Genomic DNA, 16,034 nt, shown 5'->3' with positions numbered 1-16,034 from the left:
GCGGAGGAGGCGTGATGAGAAGCAACGCAACGAGACTGGCGCTGGTGGGCGCCGTGACCGTGACCGCGGTCGGTGTCGGCCGGGCGGTGACCCGCCGACGGCGTCGGCACCAGCCCCACCGGGAGGACGGCTGGTATGTGGTCCGGCGCGGGGTGACGGTCGACCGGCCGGTAGCGGGGGTGATCGGCTTCTGGACGGAGCGGGAGCGGCTCGACCGTGCGCTGGCCGAGTGGGCGACGCTGGAACAGATCGACGGGGACCGGTGGCGGTGTGTCTCCCGTGATCCGGACACCGGCGCCACCGAGTGGCGAGCCGAGATCACCGTGACCGGCCCCGGTCGGCTGCGCTGGCAGGCCACCGGGGGGCCGGAGCAGCAGGGCACGGTGGAACTGGTGCCCGCACCCCAGGGCCGGGGCACCGAGATCCGGGCGGAACTGCGGTACCGCTCCGGCCCACTGCGCCGCGCCCTGGGCCTGGCCGGCGGTGACGAGCCAGACCTACGGCTGCGCGACACGCTGCGCCGGGTCAAGTCGCTCATCGAGTGCGGTCAGGTCATCGACACCCGGCGGGACCCGTCCGGACGGCGTCGGGCACAGCAACGAAGCACCGACAAGCTCCGGGAGCGGCTGACGACGGGAGGACGGGCGTGAAGGCGCTGTGCTGGGAAGGCGTCGGCAAGCTGAAGGTACGCGACGTGCCGGAGCCGCGCGTACGCGCCGGCGGTGACATCATCGTCCGGGTCCGGGCCAGCAGCGTCTGCGGCTCCGATCTGCATCTGATCAACGGTTTCATCCCCGCGATGCGGGAGGGCGACATCCTGGGCCATGAGTTCACCGGCGAGGTGGTCGAGGTCGGGCCCGGGGTACGGCGGCTGGCCGTCGGCGACCGGGTGGTGGTCGGCTCGGTGGTGGCCTGCGGCGGCTGCTGGTACTGCCGGACGGAGCAGTACTCGCTGTGCGACAACTCGAACCCGCAGCCGGTCTTCGCGGAGAAGCTGTGGGGTCACTCGCCGGCCGGCATCCTCGGCTACTCGCACGCCGCCGGGGGCTACTCCGGCAGCCACGCCGAGTACGTACGGGTGCCGTTCGGCGACGTCGGGGCGTTCAAGGTGCCCGACGGAGTACCCGACGACGCGGTGGTCTTCGCCTCGGACGCCATGCCGACGGGCTGGATGGCGGCCGACTTCTGCGGCCTCACCGGCGGCGAGGTGGTCGCGGTGTGGGGCGCCGGGGGAGTGGGGCAGATGGCCGCCCGGGCGGCGCAGCTGCTCGGCGCCGAGCGGGTCATCATGGTCGACCGGCTGCCGGAGCGACTGGCCGTGGCCGCGGACCGGCTGGGAGTGGAGACCGTCAACTACGCCGACACCGACGTGCTCGAGGCGTTGCGCGAGATGACTTCCGGTCGCGGACCGGACGCCTGCATCGACGCGGTCGGCATGGAGTCCCACGACGTCGGCCCGGTCTACGCGTACGACAAGGCGAAGCAGAGCGCCCGCTTGCAGACCGACCGGCCCACCTCCGTCCGGCAGGCCATCATGGCGGCACGCAAGGGCGGCACGGTCAGCATCGTCGGCGTCTACGCCGGCCTGGTGGACAAGTTCCCGCTGGGCGCGGCGATGAACAAGGCCCTGGTGCTGCGGATGGGGCAGATGCACGCTCAGCGCTACATCCCGATGCTGCTCGACCGGCTCGCCGCCGGTGAGATCGACCCGGGGTACCTGGCCACCCACCCGCTTCCGCTGGAGCAGGGTACGCGCGGTTACGAGATGTTCGAGAAGAAGGAGGACGGCTGCCTGCGTACGGTGCTGCATCCGGCCTGATGCCGACCGTGCCGCCGGTGGCCCGGCGGCACGGCGTCAGCCCGGTGCCGGCCCGGCCGGCAGGCTCAGTGGACGCGCCGCACGGCGGTGACCACGAAGCCGCTGCCCGGCAGCGCCGGCATCCGGCTCAGGTCCACCGCGAGGTCCTGCGGCGGTACGTCGTAGCGGATGACCTCGGCCGCCCCGGCCGGTCAGCGTCCGTTTACCGCGAGCCGGCATGGCACCCTCCCGCACGAACCGGTCGGCGTCGTAGAAGAGTTCGGCGGCGGCCCGGCCGCGCACGCAGATCGTCGGCTCCAGCAGCAGACGGGTCTGGAAGATGTCGGTGCCGTACCGCTCGCACCGCTGACCGATGAAGCGGTAGCCGGCCCGTAGGAAGGCCAGAGTGCTGTCCGGGTTGCGGTCCGTCGGAATGGTCGCCATCGGGTCCCCTGCTGCCGAGGCGCGGCCGTCGCCGACCGGCCGTTCAATCGTCGCGGGCTGTACCTACCCAGGTCAGAGCCGCTGAACCGCACGGCGGGCGGCAGTGACGCCGGGCCGGTCGGGCAGGTCGGCTGCTGGCCCCTCCCAGGATCGGGGAAGCCTGGTTTGCTGGATCCGGCGACGTCGTCGATCTGCCCAGCGGTGATCCAGCCGCCAAACCCGACCGGTTGGTCGGTGCGTCGCCGGTCAGGGGTTCGGCGTGCCACGGGGAGGACGGATGCGGGACAACCGTGCGGCGTACTGGCGTCGGTGGACGGCCGGGGCGGCCGGCGGGGATCGGCTACCGCTGGTGGGGCCGCCGCGCCGGCCGTCCCCGCCCGACCGCCATTTCACCGTGCATCTCGGCTTCACCGCTGCCGATCTCGTCGCCGCCCGTGAGGTGGCCGTCGGGTACGCCGAGGCGTTGAGCGTGCTCCGGCCCGAGCTGGCGCTCGGTGCCTCCGCGTTGTCGCCGGCCGACGCCTGGCACCGTGCGGAGCGGCTGTTCTGCGGTGCCCTCGGGCCGGACGCCGAGCGTTGTGTCGATGTCGCCGGCCACGCCGGTTTCCATCACGCGCCCGGTCCCGGTGGCCTCGGCTGGGGCGACGGTGACTAGTGCGGTGGCCCGGGACGCCGCTGGTGGTGGTCAGTCCAGATCGAACTCGCCGTCCTGGGCACCCGCGACGAAGGCGTCCCACTCGGCCTGGGTGAACACCAGCACCGGGCCGTCCGGCTCGGCGGAGTTGCGCATGCCGATGAGATCGTCGACGAAGGCGACCTCCACCGCGGCCTCCGAGGTGTCGCCCTCGGCCCGTTGCCAGACCGCCCGGGAGAGGTCGAAGTCACCCTTGGGGTGCGCTGTCATGGTCCCGTCCTCCAGTACCAGGGGAAATGGGGAAGCCGGTTCGTTCCCTCATCGGGCAGGATAAGCGGATGCCGAGCCTGAGCCGTGCAGAGGCGACCGCGCGTGGCGCGTCGATTACCGTCGAGTCCTACCAGGTGGAACTCGACCTGACCGGGGGCGGTGAGCGCTTCCGATCCCACGTCACGATCCGGTTCCGGGCCACCGGCACCGAGACCTTTGCCGAGGTCAAGCCGGCGGAACTGCTCGCCGTACGCCTCAACGACACCGATCTCGATCCCGCGACGCTGGACGACAACCGGCTGCCGCTGACCGGCCTGGCGGCGCAGAACACGCTGACCGTCGACGCCGAGATGGCGTACACGAACACCGGCGAGGGGATGCACCGCTTCGTCGATCCCGCCGACGGCGAGACCTACCTGTACGTGATGTCGTTCCTGGACGATGTGCAACGGGTCTTCGCCGCCTTCGACCAACCGGACCTGAAGGCGCCGGTCACATTGTCGGTGACCGCGCCGGAGCACTGGACGGTGGCGGCCAACGCGGAACTGGCGGCCAACCCGGCACCGGGGCGCTGGGAGTTCGCCCCCACCCTGCCGATCGCGACGTACTTCTTCACGCTGATCGCCGGCCCCTGGCACGTACGCCGGGACACCCACGACGGGATTCCGCTCGGTGTGTACTGCCGGCGCTCACTCGCCGAGCACCTCGACACCGACGCGGCGGAGATCTTCACCGTCACGAAGCAGTGTCTCGACCGGTTCCATCAGCTGTTCGACGAGCGCTATCCGTTCGGCAAGTACGACCAGGCGTTCGTGCCCGAGTTCAACGCCGGCGCCATGGAGAATCCGGGTCTGGTCACCTTCCGCGACGATTACGTGTTCCGTTCGGCGGTCACCGACAGCCAGCGCGAGCTGCGTGCCACCACGATCGCCCACGAGATGGCGCACATGTGGTTCGGCGACCTGGTCACCATGCGTTGGTGGGACGACCTGTGGTTGAACGAGTCGTTCGCGGAGTACCTGGGCACCCGGGTCACCGCCGAGGCGACCCGGTTCGATCGGGCGTGGACGACGTTCGCGCTGCGCCGCAAGGCGTGGGGATATGCCGCCGACCAGCGTCCCTCCACCCATCCGGTGGCCCCCGAGCGGGTGACCGACGCCGCCGAGGGGCTGCTCAACTTCGACGGGATCTCGTACGCCAAGGGGGCCAGCGTGCTGCGGCAGCTGGTGGCGTGGCTCGGTGACGAGGCGTTCCTGGCCGGTCTCAACGACCACTTCGCCCGGCACCGCTTCGGCAACGCCACCCTCGCCGACCTGCTCCAGAGCCTGGCCGCCAGCAGCGGGCGGGAGCTGACCGACTGGGCGGAGTCCTGGCTGCGGACCGCGCAGGTCAACACGCTGCGGGCCGAGGTGGCGGTGGACGCCGACGGCCGGTACGACGAGGTCGTGATCGCCCAGACTGCGCCGTCGACGCATCCGGTGCTGCGCCCGCACCGCATCGGCGTGGGCCGGTACGCGGTGGACGGCACCGCCGAGCGGTTCGAGGTCGACCTCGATCCCAAGACCGACGACGGCCGTACCCGACTCGTCGGGTTGACCGGGGAGCCGGCGGCCGCGGTGCTGCTGCCCAACGACGGCGACCTGACCTTCGCCAAGATCCGCCTCGATGCCGCCTCGGCCGATGCGGTGCCACTGCTGCTGCCCCGCCTCACCAATCCGCTGGCCCGCGCCCTGCTCTGGGGTGAGGCGCTGGACGCGGCGACCGACGGGGAACGGCCGGTCACCGGTCTGGTCGACCTGATTGACGCGGCACTGCCCACCGAGACGGAAGTGATCATCGTCGAGGACGTGCTGGCGATGAGCCGCACGCTTATCGACCGCTATCTCGACCCGCTGGCCCGACGGTCCGCCCTGGCCCGGGTCGCCGAGTCCTGCCGGCGGTTGCTCGACGGCACCGCGCCGGGGGAGTCGTTGCAGCTGGCCGCCGCCCGGGGGTTGATCGCCGCGAGCACCGACGCCGAAATGCTCACCGGTTGGCTGGCCGGCCGGGCCGTCCCCACCGGGCTGGCCGTGGACGCCGAACTACGGTGGGCACTGCTCGGCCGGTTGGTGGTCCTCGGTGCCGCCGGTGCGGCCGAGATCGAGGCGGAGGCGGCAGCCGACCCGAGCGCCACCGGCGCCGAGCGGGCCGCCCGGTGCCGGGCCGCCCTGCCCGACCCCGCTGCCAAGCAGGCCGCGTGGGAGATCATCGTGTCGAACACGGAGTTGTCGAATCGGCTTGTCGAGGCGACGGCGGAGGGCTTCTGGCAGCCCGAGCAGACCGGCCTGACGAGCGCCTACGTGGCCCGCTACTTTGCCGACATGCCGGCCGCCGCGCGGCTGCGTACGCCCTGGGTGGCCGATGAGGTCGCCAAGCTGGCCTTTCCCCGCCACGCGGTGTCCCAGCCCACCCGGGAGGCGGCCGCGGCGCTGCTGGCCCGCGACGACCTCACGCCGGGGCTGCGTCGGGTGGTCACCGACGCCGACGACGACCTGCGCCGGGCCTTGGTGGCGCGCACGGCGGTGGCCGCTACCACCGCGTGACGACCGTGGTCGGGCCGGTCCGGAGGGTGCCGGCCCGGCCCGCCTCCGGTCGGGCACGCCCTAGGATCATGGGGTGGAGGAAGACATCCGGCGGATCGGCATCATGGGCGGAACGTTCGATCCGATCCATCACGGGCACCTCGTGGCCGCGAGCGAGGTGGCGGACCGGTTCGGCCTCGACGAAGTGATCTTCGTGCCGACCGGGCAGCCGTGGCAGAAGGCCGACGTCCCGGTCAGCTCGGCCGAGGATCGTTACCTGATGACCGTGATCGCCACGGCCTCCAACCCCCGGTTCCAGGTCAGTCGGGTCGACATCGACCGGGGTGGGCCCACCTACACCGTCGACACCCTGCGCGACCTGCGTTCCCAGTACGGTACGAAGGCGCAGCTGTTCTTCATCACCGGCGCGGACGCGCTGGAGCGGATCTTGAGCTGGAAGGACCTCGACGAGATCTTCGAGCTGGCCCATTTCATCGGGGTCACCCGGCCGGGTTTCGAGCTGACCGCCGCGCACCTGCCCGCCGACACGGTCAGTCTGGTGCAGGTGCCGGCCATGGCGATCTCGTCCACCGACTGCCGGGCCCGGGTCGCCCGGGGCGAGCCGGTCTGGTATCTGGTGCCGGACGGTGTGGTGCAGTACATCGCGAAACGGTGCCTGTATCGGGGTTGATTCAGCCGTTTCATCCCTCTTTCCGGCTGAAACTGGCGAGTCGGGAATCCGGGCCGTGTGAGAGGCTGGAAGCATCGCACGGTTGATCGAAGGAGAACGGTGACAGTTTCCGAACGCGCTCACGAGCTGGCGATCGTCGCCGCCCAGGCCGCGGCCGACAAGAAGGCTCAGGACATCGTCATCATCGACGTGGGTGACCAGCTCGCCATCACCGACGCGTTCCTGCTCGCCGCGGCCCCGAACGAGCGCCAGGTGCTGGCCATCGTCGACGCCATCGAGGAGGCCCTGCTCGACCTGCCGGAGAAGGCGAAGCCGGTGCGGCGGGAGGGCGAGCGCGGCGGCCGTTGGGTGCTGCTCGACTACGTCGACGTCGTGGTGCACGTGCAGCACACCGAGGAACGCGAGTTCTACGCCCTCGACCGGCTCTGGAAGGACTGCCCGACCATTCCGTTCGTCGACCGGGACCTCGCCCGCGCAGAGGCTTCCGCCGGATCGGGCGAGTGACCAGGCTGATCATCTGGCGGCACGGCAACACCGACTGGAACGCCGCCAGCAGGGTCCAGGGACAGACCGACGTACCGCTGAACGACCTCGGCCGGGAACAGGCGCGCACGGCCGCGCCGCTGCTGGCCGCGCTGCGCCCGGACGCTCTGGTCGCCAGCGACCTGAGCCGCGCCGCGGACACCGCCGCCGCGCTGTCCGCGCTGACCGGCCTGCCGGTACGCTCCGACGCCCGCCTGCGGGAGCGGCATTTCGGCAGTTGGCAGGGGCTGCTGCTGACCGAGGTGGCGGAGCGGTTCCCCCGGGAGTACGCCCGCTGGCGGGCCGGGGATCCCGACCCGGGTGCGGACATCGAACCGTTGGACGAGTTGGGCAAGCGCATCGGCACCGCGTTGCAGGAGGCCGCCGACCAACTGCCCGGGGGCACCGTGGTGATTGCCACCCACGGCGGCGCCGCCCGGCAGGGCTGCGGCCACCTGCTCGGCTGGGAGCACGCCGTGCTGCGTGCCGTCGGGTCGCTGCGCAACTGTCACTGGACGGAACTGCGCCACGACGTCGAGCGTGGGTGGCACCTGCGCGCCCACAACGTCGGCCCGATGGAGATCCCCGCCGCCGCGACCGGCACCACCGCGACCGGCATTCCGGTCTCCGCCGAGCCGGTCTGAGCGGACGCGGCCAGGCAGCCGCCCAGTTTGATCCGCTACCGTGCCCGCATGCCAGTCGCGGTCGTCACCGACTCCACCGCCTATCTTCCACCCGAGCTGCTGCGGGAGCACGCGCTGACCGTGGTGCCGCTGACCGTCGTGCTGGCCGGCGTCGAAGGGCTGGAGGGCGTCGAGACCTTTCCGGCGGACGCCACCCGGGCGCTGCGCGCGCGGCGGGTGGCGGTGAGCACCTCCCGCCCGTCGCCCGAGCAGTTCTCCCGCACCTACCGGGAACTGCTGGACGCCGGGGCGGAGGGCGTCGTCTCGGTGCACCTGTCGGCCGGGCTCTCCGGCACGGTCGAGGCCGCCGAGTTGGCCGCCGCCGAACTGGGCGGCCGGGTCAGCGTGGTCGACAGCCGCTCCTGCGGGATGGGTCTCGGTTTCCCGGCGATCGCGGCGGTCCGGGCCGCCGCGCGGGGTGCCGACCTGGCCGGCGTACGTGCCGCGGCCGAATCCGCCGTCGGTCGTACCAGCATCCACTTCTACGTCGACACGCTGGAGTTCCTCCGTCGCGGCGGGCGGATCAACGCGGCGGAGGCGTTGCTCGGCACCGCACTGTCGGTCAAGCCCATCCTGCACATGCCCGAGGGGCGCATCGTGCTGCGAGACAAGGTCCGCACCGCCAGTCGGGGCATGGCGCGTCTGGCGGACCTCGCCGTCGAGGCGGCCGGCGACGGGCCGGTGGACCTGGCCGTACACCATCTCGACGCACCGCAGCGGGCCGAGGAACTCCTCGACACACTGACCGGCCGGCTCGGCGACCGACTGCGCGAGGCGTACGTCTCCGAGGCCGGTGCCGCCGTCGCGGTGCACGTCGGGCCCGGACTCGCCTGCGTGGTGATCCACCGTGGGCCGGACACCGCCGGCTGACCCGCCGGGGTCGTCAGGGTCGCTGACGTCGGCGCCGTCGAGCGGGCGGCCGGCGCTCGTCGCCGGGGCGATCGGCGGGCCGTCGCCTCCGGTGCCACCCACCCGCTGACCTGCTCGCCGCTGGTGGCGCCGGTGAGCGAGGATTGATCGCGTGGCCGGGCCGGGGGAGGTGGGGGCAATGTCCTGTGTGGTGACCGGTGGGGGACGCGGGGTCGGCCGGGGAATCGTGGAGAGGTTGCTCGCCGACGAGGGGTCGGTCGTGGTGGTCGAACGTGATCCGGGCGCGTTGTCCTGGGTGGAGGGGCACGCCCGGGCCGACCAACTCGCGACGGTGGTCGGTGACGCCGGTGACGAGGGCGTCGCCGGGCGGGCCGCGGACCTGGCGGAACGCTTCGGCCCGCTCACCGGCTGGGTGAACAACGCCGCAGTGTTCCGCGACGCCTCGGTACACGACGCGCCAGTCGGCGAGGTCGTCGACCTGATCACCCGAAACCTGCGCCCGGTCGTGGTCGGTGCGGCAATCGCGGTACGCCGCTTCCTCGCTGCCGGCACCGCTGGTGCGGTGGTGAACATCTCGTCGCATCAGGCGAATCGGCCGGTGCCGGGCTGCCTGCCGTACGCCACGGCCAAGGCGGCCGTGGAGGGGCTGACCCGGGCGCTGGCCGTCGAGTACGGCAGGTACGGCATCCGAACCAACGCGGTCGCTCTCGGTTCGGTGGCCACCGAACGACACGAGGCGTTCCTCGCCGAGGCCGAGCCGGACCAGGCGCGGCGGATCGAGGCGGAGCTTGCCCGGCTGCACCCGGTGGGCCGGATCGGGCAGCCGCAGGACGTGGCGGAGTCCGTCGCGTACCTGCTCTCGCCGGCGGCCGGCTTCGTCAACGGGGTGACCCTGCCGGTCGACGGCGGGCGCGCCGTCCTCGGTCTGGACCCGGAGTCGCGGACGGACTGACCCGGTGCCGGCTTTGGCGTCGTCATAGCAGATCCAGCGCATGATCCGGGCGTTGTCCACAGAGTCTCGCGCTGTCCACAGGCTGGCCGGCTCGGCACACCCGTCGGGGTCCGGCCGCCCTAGCCTCGCGCCGTGTCGAAGGACGAGGACGACGAGATGGTGGTCCGGCAGCGGCTGTGGCGACTGATGCTCGGCACGTCGGACCTGCCAGCCGGCGCCGCCGTACCGCCGCCGTCGGTGACGGACTGGCCGACAGTGCTGCTGCCGGTCCAGGCGGTCGATCCGGGTGGTGACACTGGCCCGGTTCGTGTGGCCGGGCGGCTTCGGGCCGGTGGTCCGCTGCATGCTGGCGACGGGGGACCGGTCGCCGTCGAGCGCGAGCTGACGGCCGACGAGGTGTCGCCGAGACCCCTCCTGTCGGGGCCTGGTGCCTTCGATCCGGGGCGGCGGGGAGTCCGCGCGCTCGCGGCCGTCGCCGTTCTCGTGGTGCTGTCCGCAGGGCTCTGGGCCTGGCGATCCCGGCCTCAGGTGGAGCCGGTCGTCGCGGCGACCGGCACCGCCGGGACTCCGGATCCGTCGGTCACGGCCGGCGACGAACCGGCGGCACCGACAGGTGAACTTGTGGTCGCCGTTGCCGGCAAGGTCCGACGGCCCGGGTTGGTGCGGCTGGCGGCCGGCGCTCGGGTGGCCGACGCCGTCGACGCCGCCGGGGGTGCGTTGCCCGGAGTGGACGTGGCGATGCTGAACCCGGCCCGTCGGGTCAGCGACGGTGAACTGATCCTGGTCGGCGTACCGGCGCCCACCGTGGCCCCGGGTGTCCCGCCGTCGGGCACCCTGCCCGGCTCGGGCTCGGGCGGCGAACCCGGCACCGGCGGGCGGGTCAACCTGAACACCGCCACATCGGCACAGCTTGAGACGCTGCCCGGGGTGGGGCCGGTGCTCGCCCAGCGCATCATCGAGCATCGCGACCAGCACGGCGGCTTTCGATCCGTGGGCGACCTGCGTCAGGTCAACGGGATCGGCGACGCCCGGTACGAGCAACTCAAGGATCTGGTGACGGTGTGAAGGCGTCGGCCGCCCCGGTCGCACCGTCGGCCGGAATCCCGGGTGTCGCGACCGGCGGGGCCGCACCCGACCTCCGCCTGGCGGGGCTGGCGGTGGCGGCCTGGCTCACCGCGCTGACGGGGCTGCACCTCGATGCCCGGCGGATGATGCTGCTGGCCGCCGTCGCGGCCGGTCTCGCCGGGCTGGCGACACTGCACCTGCTCGGCTTCGTCGGGCGCACCGGTCCGACCGCGCGCCGCCACGGCTGGGTCGCGGTGGCGGTCCTGATCGGCGTGGTCTGTGGCGGGGCGGCCACCTCGGCGCGGCTGACCGTACGGGACGCGGGCCCGCTGCGTGCCCTGGTGGACGAACGGGCCCGGGTCACCGCCGAACTGGTCGTCCGGGACGATCCCAGGCCGGTACGCGGCGGCATCGTAGGCCGTCCACCGACCGTGCTGGTGTCGGCCGGGCTGGTCACCCTGAGCGGGCCGCAGGGCCAACGGATCACCGTACCGGCGCGGGTACTGGTGCTCGCCGACGATCCCGCGTGGCGAGGGCTGCTGCCCGGGCAGCGGCTCACCGCGCAGGGGCGCCTTGCCGCGCCGCGCGGCGGCGACCTCACCGGGGCGGTCCTGATGGCAGACGGCGCGCCGGATCGGCTCGGTTCCCCGTCGGCGTTGCAGCGCGCTGCCGGCCGGCTCCGCGCCGGCCTCCAGCAGGCGTGCGCACCTCTGCCGGACGATCCCGGTGGCCTGCTGCCCGGTCTGGTGGTCGGGGACACCAGCCGGCTGCCCGACACGGTGGAGGAGGACTTTCAGGCCACTGGAATGACTCACCTGAATGCTGTCTCTGGATCGAATGTGGCAATTGTGGTGGGTGCGGTGCTGTTGCTGGCCCGCTGGGCCCGAGCCGGTCCCGCGCTGGCCGTCGGCCTCTGCGGGCTGGCCCTGGTGGGCTTCGTCATCCTGGTCCGGCCGTCGCCGAGCGTGGTGCGCGCGGCCACCATGGGTGCGATCGGGCTCGCCGCGTTGGCCGCCGGCCGATCCCGGGCGGCAGTCCCCGCGCTGGCCGCCGCCGTGGCGGTGCTGGTGCTGGTCGACCCGGGCCTGGCCGGCGACGCCGGTTTCGCCCTTTCCGTGCTGGCCACCGGTGGTCTGCTGCTGCTCGCGCCGGGTTGGCGGGACGGTCTGCGTCAACGGGGCGTACCGTCGGGGGCGGCCGAGGCGCTGGCGGTGCCGGCCGCCGCGCAACTCGCCTGTTCGCCGGTGATCGCCGGCCTGACGGGCACGGTCAGCCTGGTCGCGGTGCCGGCGAACCTTCTCGCCGTGCCGGCGATCGCTCCGGCGACGGTGCTCGGCGTGGCGGCGGCCATCGTCTCGCCGATCTGGGCGGGCGGGGCCGAGGCTCTTGCCTGGCTGGCCCACTGGCCGGCGTGGTGGCTGGTGCTGGTCGCCCGGTACGGTGCCCGGCTGCCGGCGGGCAACCTGCCCTGGCCCGGCGGGGTGTCCGGGGCGCTGCTGCTGACGGTGCTGACCGTGGCGTTGCTGGTCGCCGCCCGGCGCCCGCTGGTACGCCGCCTGGTGACGGTCTGCCTCGTCGCGGCCGTGGTGGGCGCCCTGCCGGTGCGGGTGGTCGCGCCGGGCTGGCCGCCGGACGGTTGGGTCGTCACGGCCTGTGCGGTGGGTCAGGGTGACACGGTGCTGCTGCCGGTGGCGGCCGGTCGGGCGGTCGTGGTGGACGCCGGTCCGGATCCGGCGACGGCGGACGCCTGCCTGCGCCGGCTCGGCGTACGTCGGGTGTCGCTGCTGGTGGTCAGCCACTTTCACGTGGACCACACCGGCGGGGTGGCTGGGATCTTCCGGGGAAGGCCTGTGGACACGGTGCTGGTTCCGCAGTGGCCGGAGCCGGTGGCCGGCCGAGACCTGGTGCGCAGCACCGCCGCGGCACACGGCACGCCGGTGGTCGCCGCCCCGGCGGGGTGGCGTTACCGGGCCGGCGCGGTCGACCTGACCGTGCTCGGCCCGCCGTACCCGATGCGCGGAACCCGCTCGGATCCGAACAACAACTCACTGGTGCTGCTCGCCACGGTCGACCGGGTGCGGATCCTGCTGACCGGCGACGCGGAGGTCGAGGAACAGCGTGCGCTGCGGGAGCGGCTGCCACCGGACGGGCTGCGGGCCGACGTGCTGAAGGTCGCCCACCACGGCTCCGCGTACCAGGATCCGGCCTTTCTGGACGCGGTGCGGCCGGCGGTGGCGGTGGTGCCGGTCGGTGCGCAGAACACCTACGGCCACCCCAACGAGGCGGTGCTGGCCCGGCTGGCCCGGGGCGGGGCGCGGGTGCTGCGTACCGACGTCGGGGGTGACGTGGCGGTGGTGCGGTCGCCCCGGGGGCTGGCGGTGGTGAGCGCTGGTGTCGACCGGGTCCGTTCACCACGATGAATCGACGGTAATTTAGCGCGAAAAGCGGAAGATAAGACGTATGTCTGGATTTGCGCTGAGTGCGGGGTCTGCCGGCAGAGTAACGACGAGCAGGCTGGACCGGCCGGCCGCGCGTGCGAATATGGGCGGCGTGACCGCCGCCAGTGCCGCTCCTATTGTGCTCGTCCTCGGCGACGAGGAGTTGCTCGCCACGCGCGCGGTGTCCGAAACCGTTGTCGCCGCCCGTGCCGCCGACCCCGCCGTCGACGTGCGGGAATACCAGGCCAGTCAGCTCACCGTCGGTGAGATCGACGAGATGCTCAGCCCGTCGCTGTTCGGCGGGCGTCGCGTGCTGGTGCTCCGGTCCGGTCAGGACGCCCGCAAGGACCTGGTCGCCGCCCTGCTGGCGTACGCGAAGAACCCCGACCCGGAGGTGCAGCTCGTGGTGGCGCACCTCGGGGGCGCGAAGGGCAAGGCGTTCGCCGACGGCCTGAAGTCGGCCGGTGCCCGGGTCGTGCCCGCCGCAAAGCTCAAGGGACACCGTGACCGGGTGGCCTTCGTCCGCGACGAGATCCGCCGGGCCGGTGGACGGTGCACGGACGACGCCGCCGAAGCACTGATCGCCGCCGTCGGAAACGACCTGCGCGAACTCGCGGCAGCCTGTTCCCAACTGATCGCCGACACCGACGGCCGGATCGGTGCCGACACGGTGGCGCGTTACTATCGGGGCCGGGTGGAGGTCAGCGGGTTCACGGTGGCTGACGCCACGATGATCGGTGACCTCCCGGGTGCCCTGGAGGCACTGCGCTGGGCCTTGCACGTGGGGGTGGATCCGGTACCGATCGCCGACGCCCTCGCCGACGGCATCCGTACGGTCGCCCGGGTCGCTTCGGCGGGCCGGGGCAGCCCGTACCAGCTGGCCAGCAGCCTCGGCATGCCGCCGTGGAAGGTCGAACGGGCCCAACGGCAGGCCCGTGGCTGGACCCCCGACGGGCTGGTCCTGGCCATGCGGGCGGCGGCCGAGTGCAACGCGGCCGTCAAGGGCGGCTCCGACGACCGGGCGTACGCGCTGGAGAAGGCGGTCTTCTCGGTGGCTGCCGCCCGGCAGGGCGGCGCCAGGTGAGCGGAGCCCTCCGTGGCTCGTGGGCCACGATCCCGGCCGACGAGGAGCGGTACCGTCCGTTCTACGCGCGGGCGCTCGGCCTGCGGTTCGTCAACCCGGGTGGGGTGCTCTGCTTCATCTTCTTCGAGGGGACGATCGCGCTGGCGGCGCTGCTCGCGCTCGCCGAACTGGTGACCTGGTGGGCGGTGCTCGTGCTACCGGCCGCGGTGGCCGTGATGGTCAAGCTCAACGACCTGGTGGCCGCTGCGGTGGTGCGCTCCGCCGCAGCCGTACCCGAGCAGGAACGTGACCGGTTCCGCCAGCAGATGGAGCCGGTGGTCGGGCGGGCCCGGGTCGACTGGCTACGGCACAGCGTGCCCGGCGTCGTGGTGCGGTCCGAGCCGGCGGAGCGCAGTGACGTCGGGTCTCGGCCGGAAACCACCGAACCTGGGTCCTGATCAGGGCGCGCGCCGCCGGACCGGAACGGATCAATGCCGGGCGGATGGACGTGCGGAAGCCCCGAGGCGGTGCCTCGGGGCTTCCGTCAGGTCTGGGCGCTGGCTCAGGAGGCGAGCGACGCGACGCGCTTGGCGATCGCGGACTTGCGGTTCGCGGCCTGGTTGCCGTGGATGACGCCCTTGCTGACCGCCTTGTCCAGCTTGCGCGAGGCGTCCTGCATGAGGACGGTGGCCTTCTCGACGTCACCGGCCTCGGCGGCCTCGTGGAACTTGCGGATGGCGGTCTTCAGCGACGACTTGACCGACTTGTTACGCAGCCGGCGCTTCTCGTTCTGCCGGTTGCGCTTGATCTGGGACTTGATGTTCGCCACGCGACAGCCTCGTCTTGATAGCTCGGGTTGGTCAGCTTGTGCGCGCGACGAACATGCGTCATCGCTGCGCGAAGAGCCAGGTTACCAGGTCCGGTTCGGGCGGGCCAAAACGGCACCGCAGCGGTCGCCGGTGCCAGGCCGACCGGTCCGACACCGGCACGGTCGACCGAGCGGACGCGGCGACGGTCAGGCCCAGGCACGGCGGTGCGCCAGCCAGGCGAGGGCCTGCCCGCCGGTCCACCGCTGGTGCGCCGGCAGGTGGCTCGACGCGGTCGGCGGTGCCGACGTGGCGGCGGTGAGGTGGTAGCCGGCCAGGGTGGCCAGCGTGACGTCCAGCGCGTCGTCGGGTGCGCCGGCCGCGGCCGGATGGGCGGCGAAGAGCGAATCGACGTCCAACCCGCCCGCGTACCCGGTGATCAGCAGGGTGACCAGGTCGAACCAGGCCGGCCCGTGGCACAGCCACGACCAGTCGCAGAACCAGGCCGTGCCGACGGTGTCGATCAGCACGTTGTCGACCCGCAGGTCGCCGTGGGTCAGTCCGGTCGCGGCGGCGGCGTACCCGGGCAGGCGCGACTCCAGCGCGACCAGTTCGGCCAGCCGTCCCCGGGCCGGGGCGGGCAGCGGCGGCACCGGTTCCCGGCCGGCGGCGACCTCGCCCCACCAGAGGATGTCGTCGCGTGCCAGGTCGGCGAGGTGGGGCAGGCCGAGGGCGGTCAACTCGGCCGGCGGTTCGGCGAGCGCCTCGGTGACGTCGGTGAAGGCGGTGAGGGTGGCGCTCAGCTCGGCACGGTCCCAGGGCAGCCGGGGGGTATGACCGTCGACGGGATCGAGGCACAGGACGTACCAGCCCGCCTCCCACAGCGTCCAGCGCGGGCGGGGCACCGGCAGGCTGGCCGGCAGCCGGGTGAGGATCGCGGCCTCCCGGGCGTACCAGTCGACCAGGTGCGGCTGCTCGGCGTGGGGCGCGGCCTTGACGAACGCGCCCTGCCCGTCGGCGGTGCGCAGCAGCGCGGCGAACCCCCGGGTGAAACCGGCACCGGCGGTCCGGGCCTGGACCACCGGGGCGCCCAGCCGGGTGGCCACTGCGGCCCGCAGCCGCGCCGGCAGGGCCGACCACTCGGGCCGCTGCGCGGTGGCGTGGTACGGCACGGCGGGCGGGGAGGCGAAGCTCACCTGACCATGCTGCCCGGTGCCCGGTCCGGCGGCGACATCTG

The 16,034-nt window shown here is 72.9% G+C and carries 17 protein-coding genes; 13 read left to right on the top strand and 4 right to left on the bottom strand.

Annotation, left to right across the window (positions count from 1 at the left end; translation table 11 throughout):
* Nucleotides 1-14: 14 nt before the first annotated feature.
* Both ACFY2A_RS24910 and ACFY2A_RS24905 read left to right on the top strand, forming a co-directional pair.
* Entirely contained in the window at nucleotides 15-650 is a 636-nt protein-coding gene (locus tag ACFY2A_RS24910) for a cyclase (RefSeq protein ID WP_387174997.1), read from the top strand.
* Nucleotides 647-1,819: a zinc-dependent alcohol dehydrogenase gene (locus tag ACFY2A_RS24905; protein WP_387174995.1), complete on the top strand. Its 1,173-nt coding sequence runs from the start codon at nucleotides 647-649 to the stop codon at nucleotides 1,817-1,819. The genes ACFY2A_RS24910 and ACFY2A_RS24905 overlap by 4 nt, the downstream gene beginning before the upstream one ends.
* A 36-nt stretch (nucleotides 1,820-1,855) precedes the next feature.
* Here ACFY2A_RS24905 and ACFY2A_RS24900 read toward each other — a convergent pair whose 3' ends face one another.
* Nucleotides 1,856-2,242, bottom strand: a complete 387-nt coding sequence (locus ACFY2A_RS24900; RefSeq protein WP_387174993.1) for a hypothetical protein — start codon at nucleotides 2,240-2,242, stop codon at nucleotides 1,856-1,858.
* Nucleotides 2,243-2,519: 277 nt separating this feature from the next.
* Between ACFY2A_RS24900 and ACFY2A_RS24895 the strand changes: the two genes are divergently transcribed.
* Entirely contained in the window at nucleotides 2,520-2,897 is a 378-nt protein-coding gene (locus tag ACFY2A_RS24895) for a hypothetical protein (protein ID WP_387174991.1), read from the top strand.
* 30 nt (nucleotides 2,898-2,927) lie between these two features.
* Here the strand turns inward: ACFY2A_RS24895 and ACFY2A_RS24890 are convergent, their stop codons facing one another.
* Nucleotides 2,928-3,146: a DUF397 domain-containing protein gene (locus ACFY2A_RS24890; RefSeq protein ID WP_093407559.1), complete on the bottom strand. Its 219-nt coding sequence runs from the start codon at nucleotides 3,144-3,146 to the stop codon at nucleotides 2,928-2,930.
* 68 nt (nucleotides 3,147-3,214) lie between these two features.
* Here ACFY2A_RS24890 and pepN point away from each other — a divergent pair, with 68 nt between their 5' ends.
* The 10 genes from pepN to ACFY2A_RS24840 all read left to right on the top strand — a co-directional run bounded on the left by pepN (nucleotide 3,215) and on the right by ACFY2A_RS24840 (nucleotide 14,449).
* Nucleotides 3,215-5,728 carry an aminopeptidase N gene (gene pepN / locus ACFY2A_RS24885; protein WP_387174988.1) on the top strand — a complete coding sequence of 838 codons (2,514 nt, stop codon included), beginning with the start codon at nucleotides 3,215-3,217 and terminating at the stop codon, nucleotides 5,726-5,728.
* Between the two features lie 73 nt (nucleotides 5,729-5,801).
* A complete protein-coding gene (nadD, locus tag ACFY2A_RS24880) occupies nucleotides 5,802-6,398 on the top strand; it encodes a nicotinate-nucleotide adenylyltransferase (protein WP_363925114.1) in 597 nt (198 codons plus the stop codon).
* A 99-nt stretch (nucleotides 6,399-6,497) separates the two neighbouring features.
* Entirely contained in the window at nucleotides 6,498-6,902 is a 405-nt protein-coding gene (gene rsfS / locus ACFY2A_RS24875) for a ribosome silencing factor (RefSeq protein WP_363925113.1), read from the top strand.
* Nucleotides 6,899-7,564, top strand: coding sequence for a histidine phosphatase family protein (locus tag ACFY2A_RS24870; RefSeq protein WP_387174985.1), 666 nt, complete (start codon nucleotides 6,899-6,901; stop codon nucleotides 7,562-7,564). Before rsfS ends, ACFY2A_RS24870 begins: the two co-directional genes overlap by 4 nt.
* Before the next feature lie 48 nt (nucleotides 7,565-7,612).
* The gene (locus ACFY2A_RS24865) at nucleotides 7,613-8,473 is read left to right on the top strand and encodes a DegV family protein (protein ID WP_387174983.1); all 861 of its coding nucleotides are present in this window, start codon (nucleotides 7,613-7,615) and stop codon (nucleotides 8,471-8,473) included.
* A gap of 178 nt (nucleotides 8,474-8,651) precedes the next feature.
* Entirely contained in the window at nucleotides 8,652-9,425 is a 774-nt protein-coding gene (locus tag ACFY2A_RS24860) for an SDR family NAD(P)-dependent oxidoreductase (protein WP_387174981.1), read from the top strand.
* Between the two features lie 156 nt (nucleotides 9,426-9,581).
* A complete protein-coding gene (locus tag ACFY2A_RS24855; RefSeq protein WP_387175037.1) occupies nucleotides 9,582-10,490 on the top strand; it encodes a ComEA family DNA-binding protein in 909 nt (302 codons plus the stop codon).
* On the top strand, nucleotides 10,487-12,910 hold the full coding sequence (locus ACFY2A_RS24850; protein ID WP_387174979.1) for a ComEC/Rec2 family competence protein: 2,424 nt from the start codon (nucleotides 10,487-10,489) through the stop codon (nucleotides 12,908-12,910). Before ACFY2A_RS24855 ends, ACFY2A_RS24850 begins: the two co-directional genes overlap by 4 nt.
* Nucleotides 12,911-13,031: 121 nt before the next feature.
* Nucleotides 13,032-14,012 carry a DNA polymerase III subunit delta gene (gene holA / locus ACFY2A_RS24845; protein ID WP_363925109.1) on the top strand — a complete coding sequence of 327 codons (981 nt, stop codon included), beginning with the start codon at nucleotides 13,032-13,034 and terminating at the stop codon, nucleotides 14,010-14,012.
* Nucleotides 14,009-14,449: a hypothetical protein gene (locus tag ACFY2A_RS24840; protein WP_363925108.1), complete on the top strand. Its 441-nt coding sequence runs from the start codon at nucleotides 14,009-14,011 to the stop codon at nucleotides 14,447-14,449. Before holA ends, ACFY2A_RS24840 begins: the two co-directional genes overlap by 4 nt.
* 104 nt (nucleotides 14,450-14,553) lie before the next feature.
* Here ACFY2A_RS24840 and rpsT read toward each other — a convergent pair whose 3' ends face one another.
* Together rpsT and ACFY2A_RS24830 are read right to left on the bottom strand one after the other, a co-directional pair.
* The gene (rpsT, locus tag ACFY2A_RS24835; protein WP_363925107.1) at nucleotides 14,554-14,820 is read right to left on the bottom strand and encodes a 30S ribosomal protein S20; all 267 of its coding nucleotides are present in this window, start codon (nucleotides 14,818-14,820) and stop codon (nucleotides 14,554-14,556) included.
* A gap of 186 nt (nucleotides 14,821-15,006) precedes the next feature.
* Nucleotides 15,007-15,993: a phosphotransferase family protein gene (locus ACFY2A_RS24830; RefSeq protein ID WP_387174976.1), complete on the bottom strand. Its 987-nt coding sequence runs from the start codon at nucleotides 15,991-15,993 to the stop codon at nucleotides 15,007-15,009.
* Between the last annotated feature and the right edge of the window lie 41 nt (nucleotides 15,994-16,034).

Origin of the sequence: Micromonospora sp. NPDC000442 (assembly GCF_042898635.1) — a bacterium.
Taxonomy (GTDB): Bacteria; Actinomycetota; Actinomycetes; order Mycobacteriales; family Micromonosporaceae; genus Micromonospora.
This window is presented reverse-complemented; position numbering and strand designations above follow the sequence as displayed.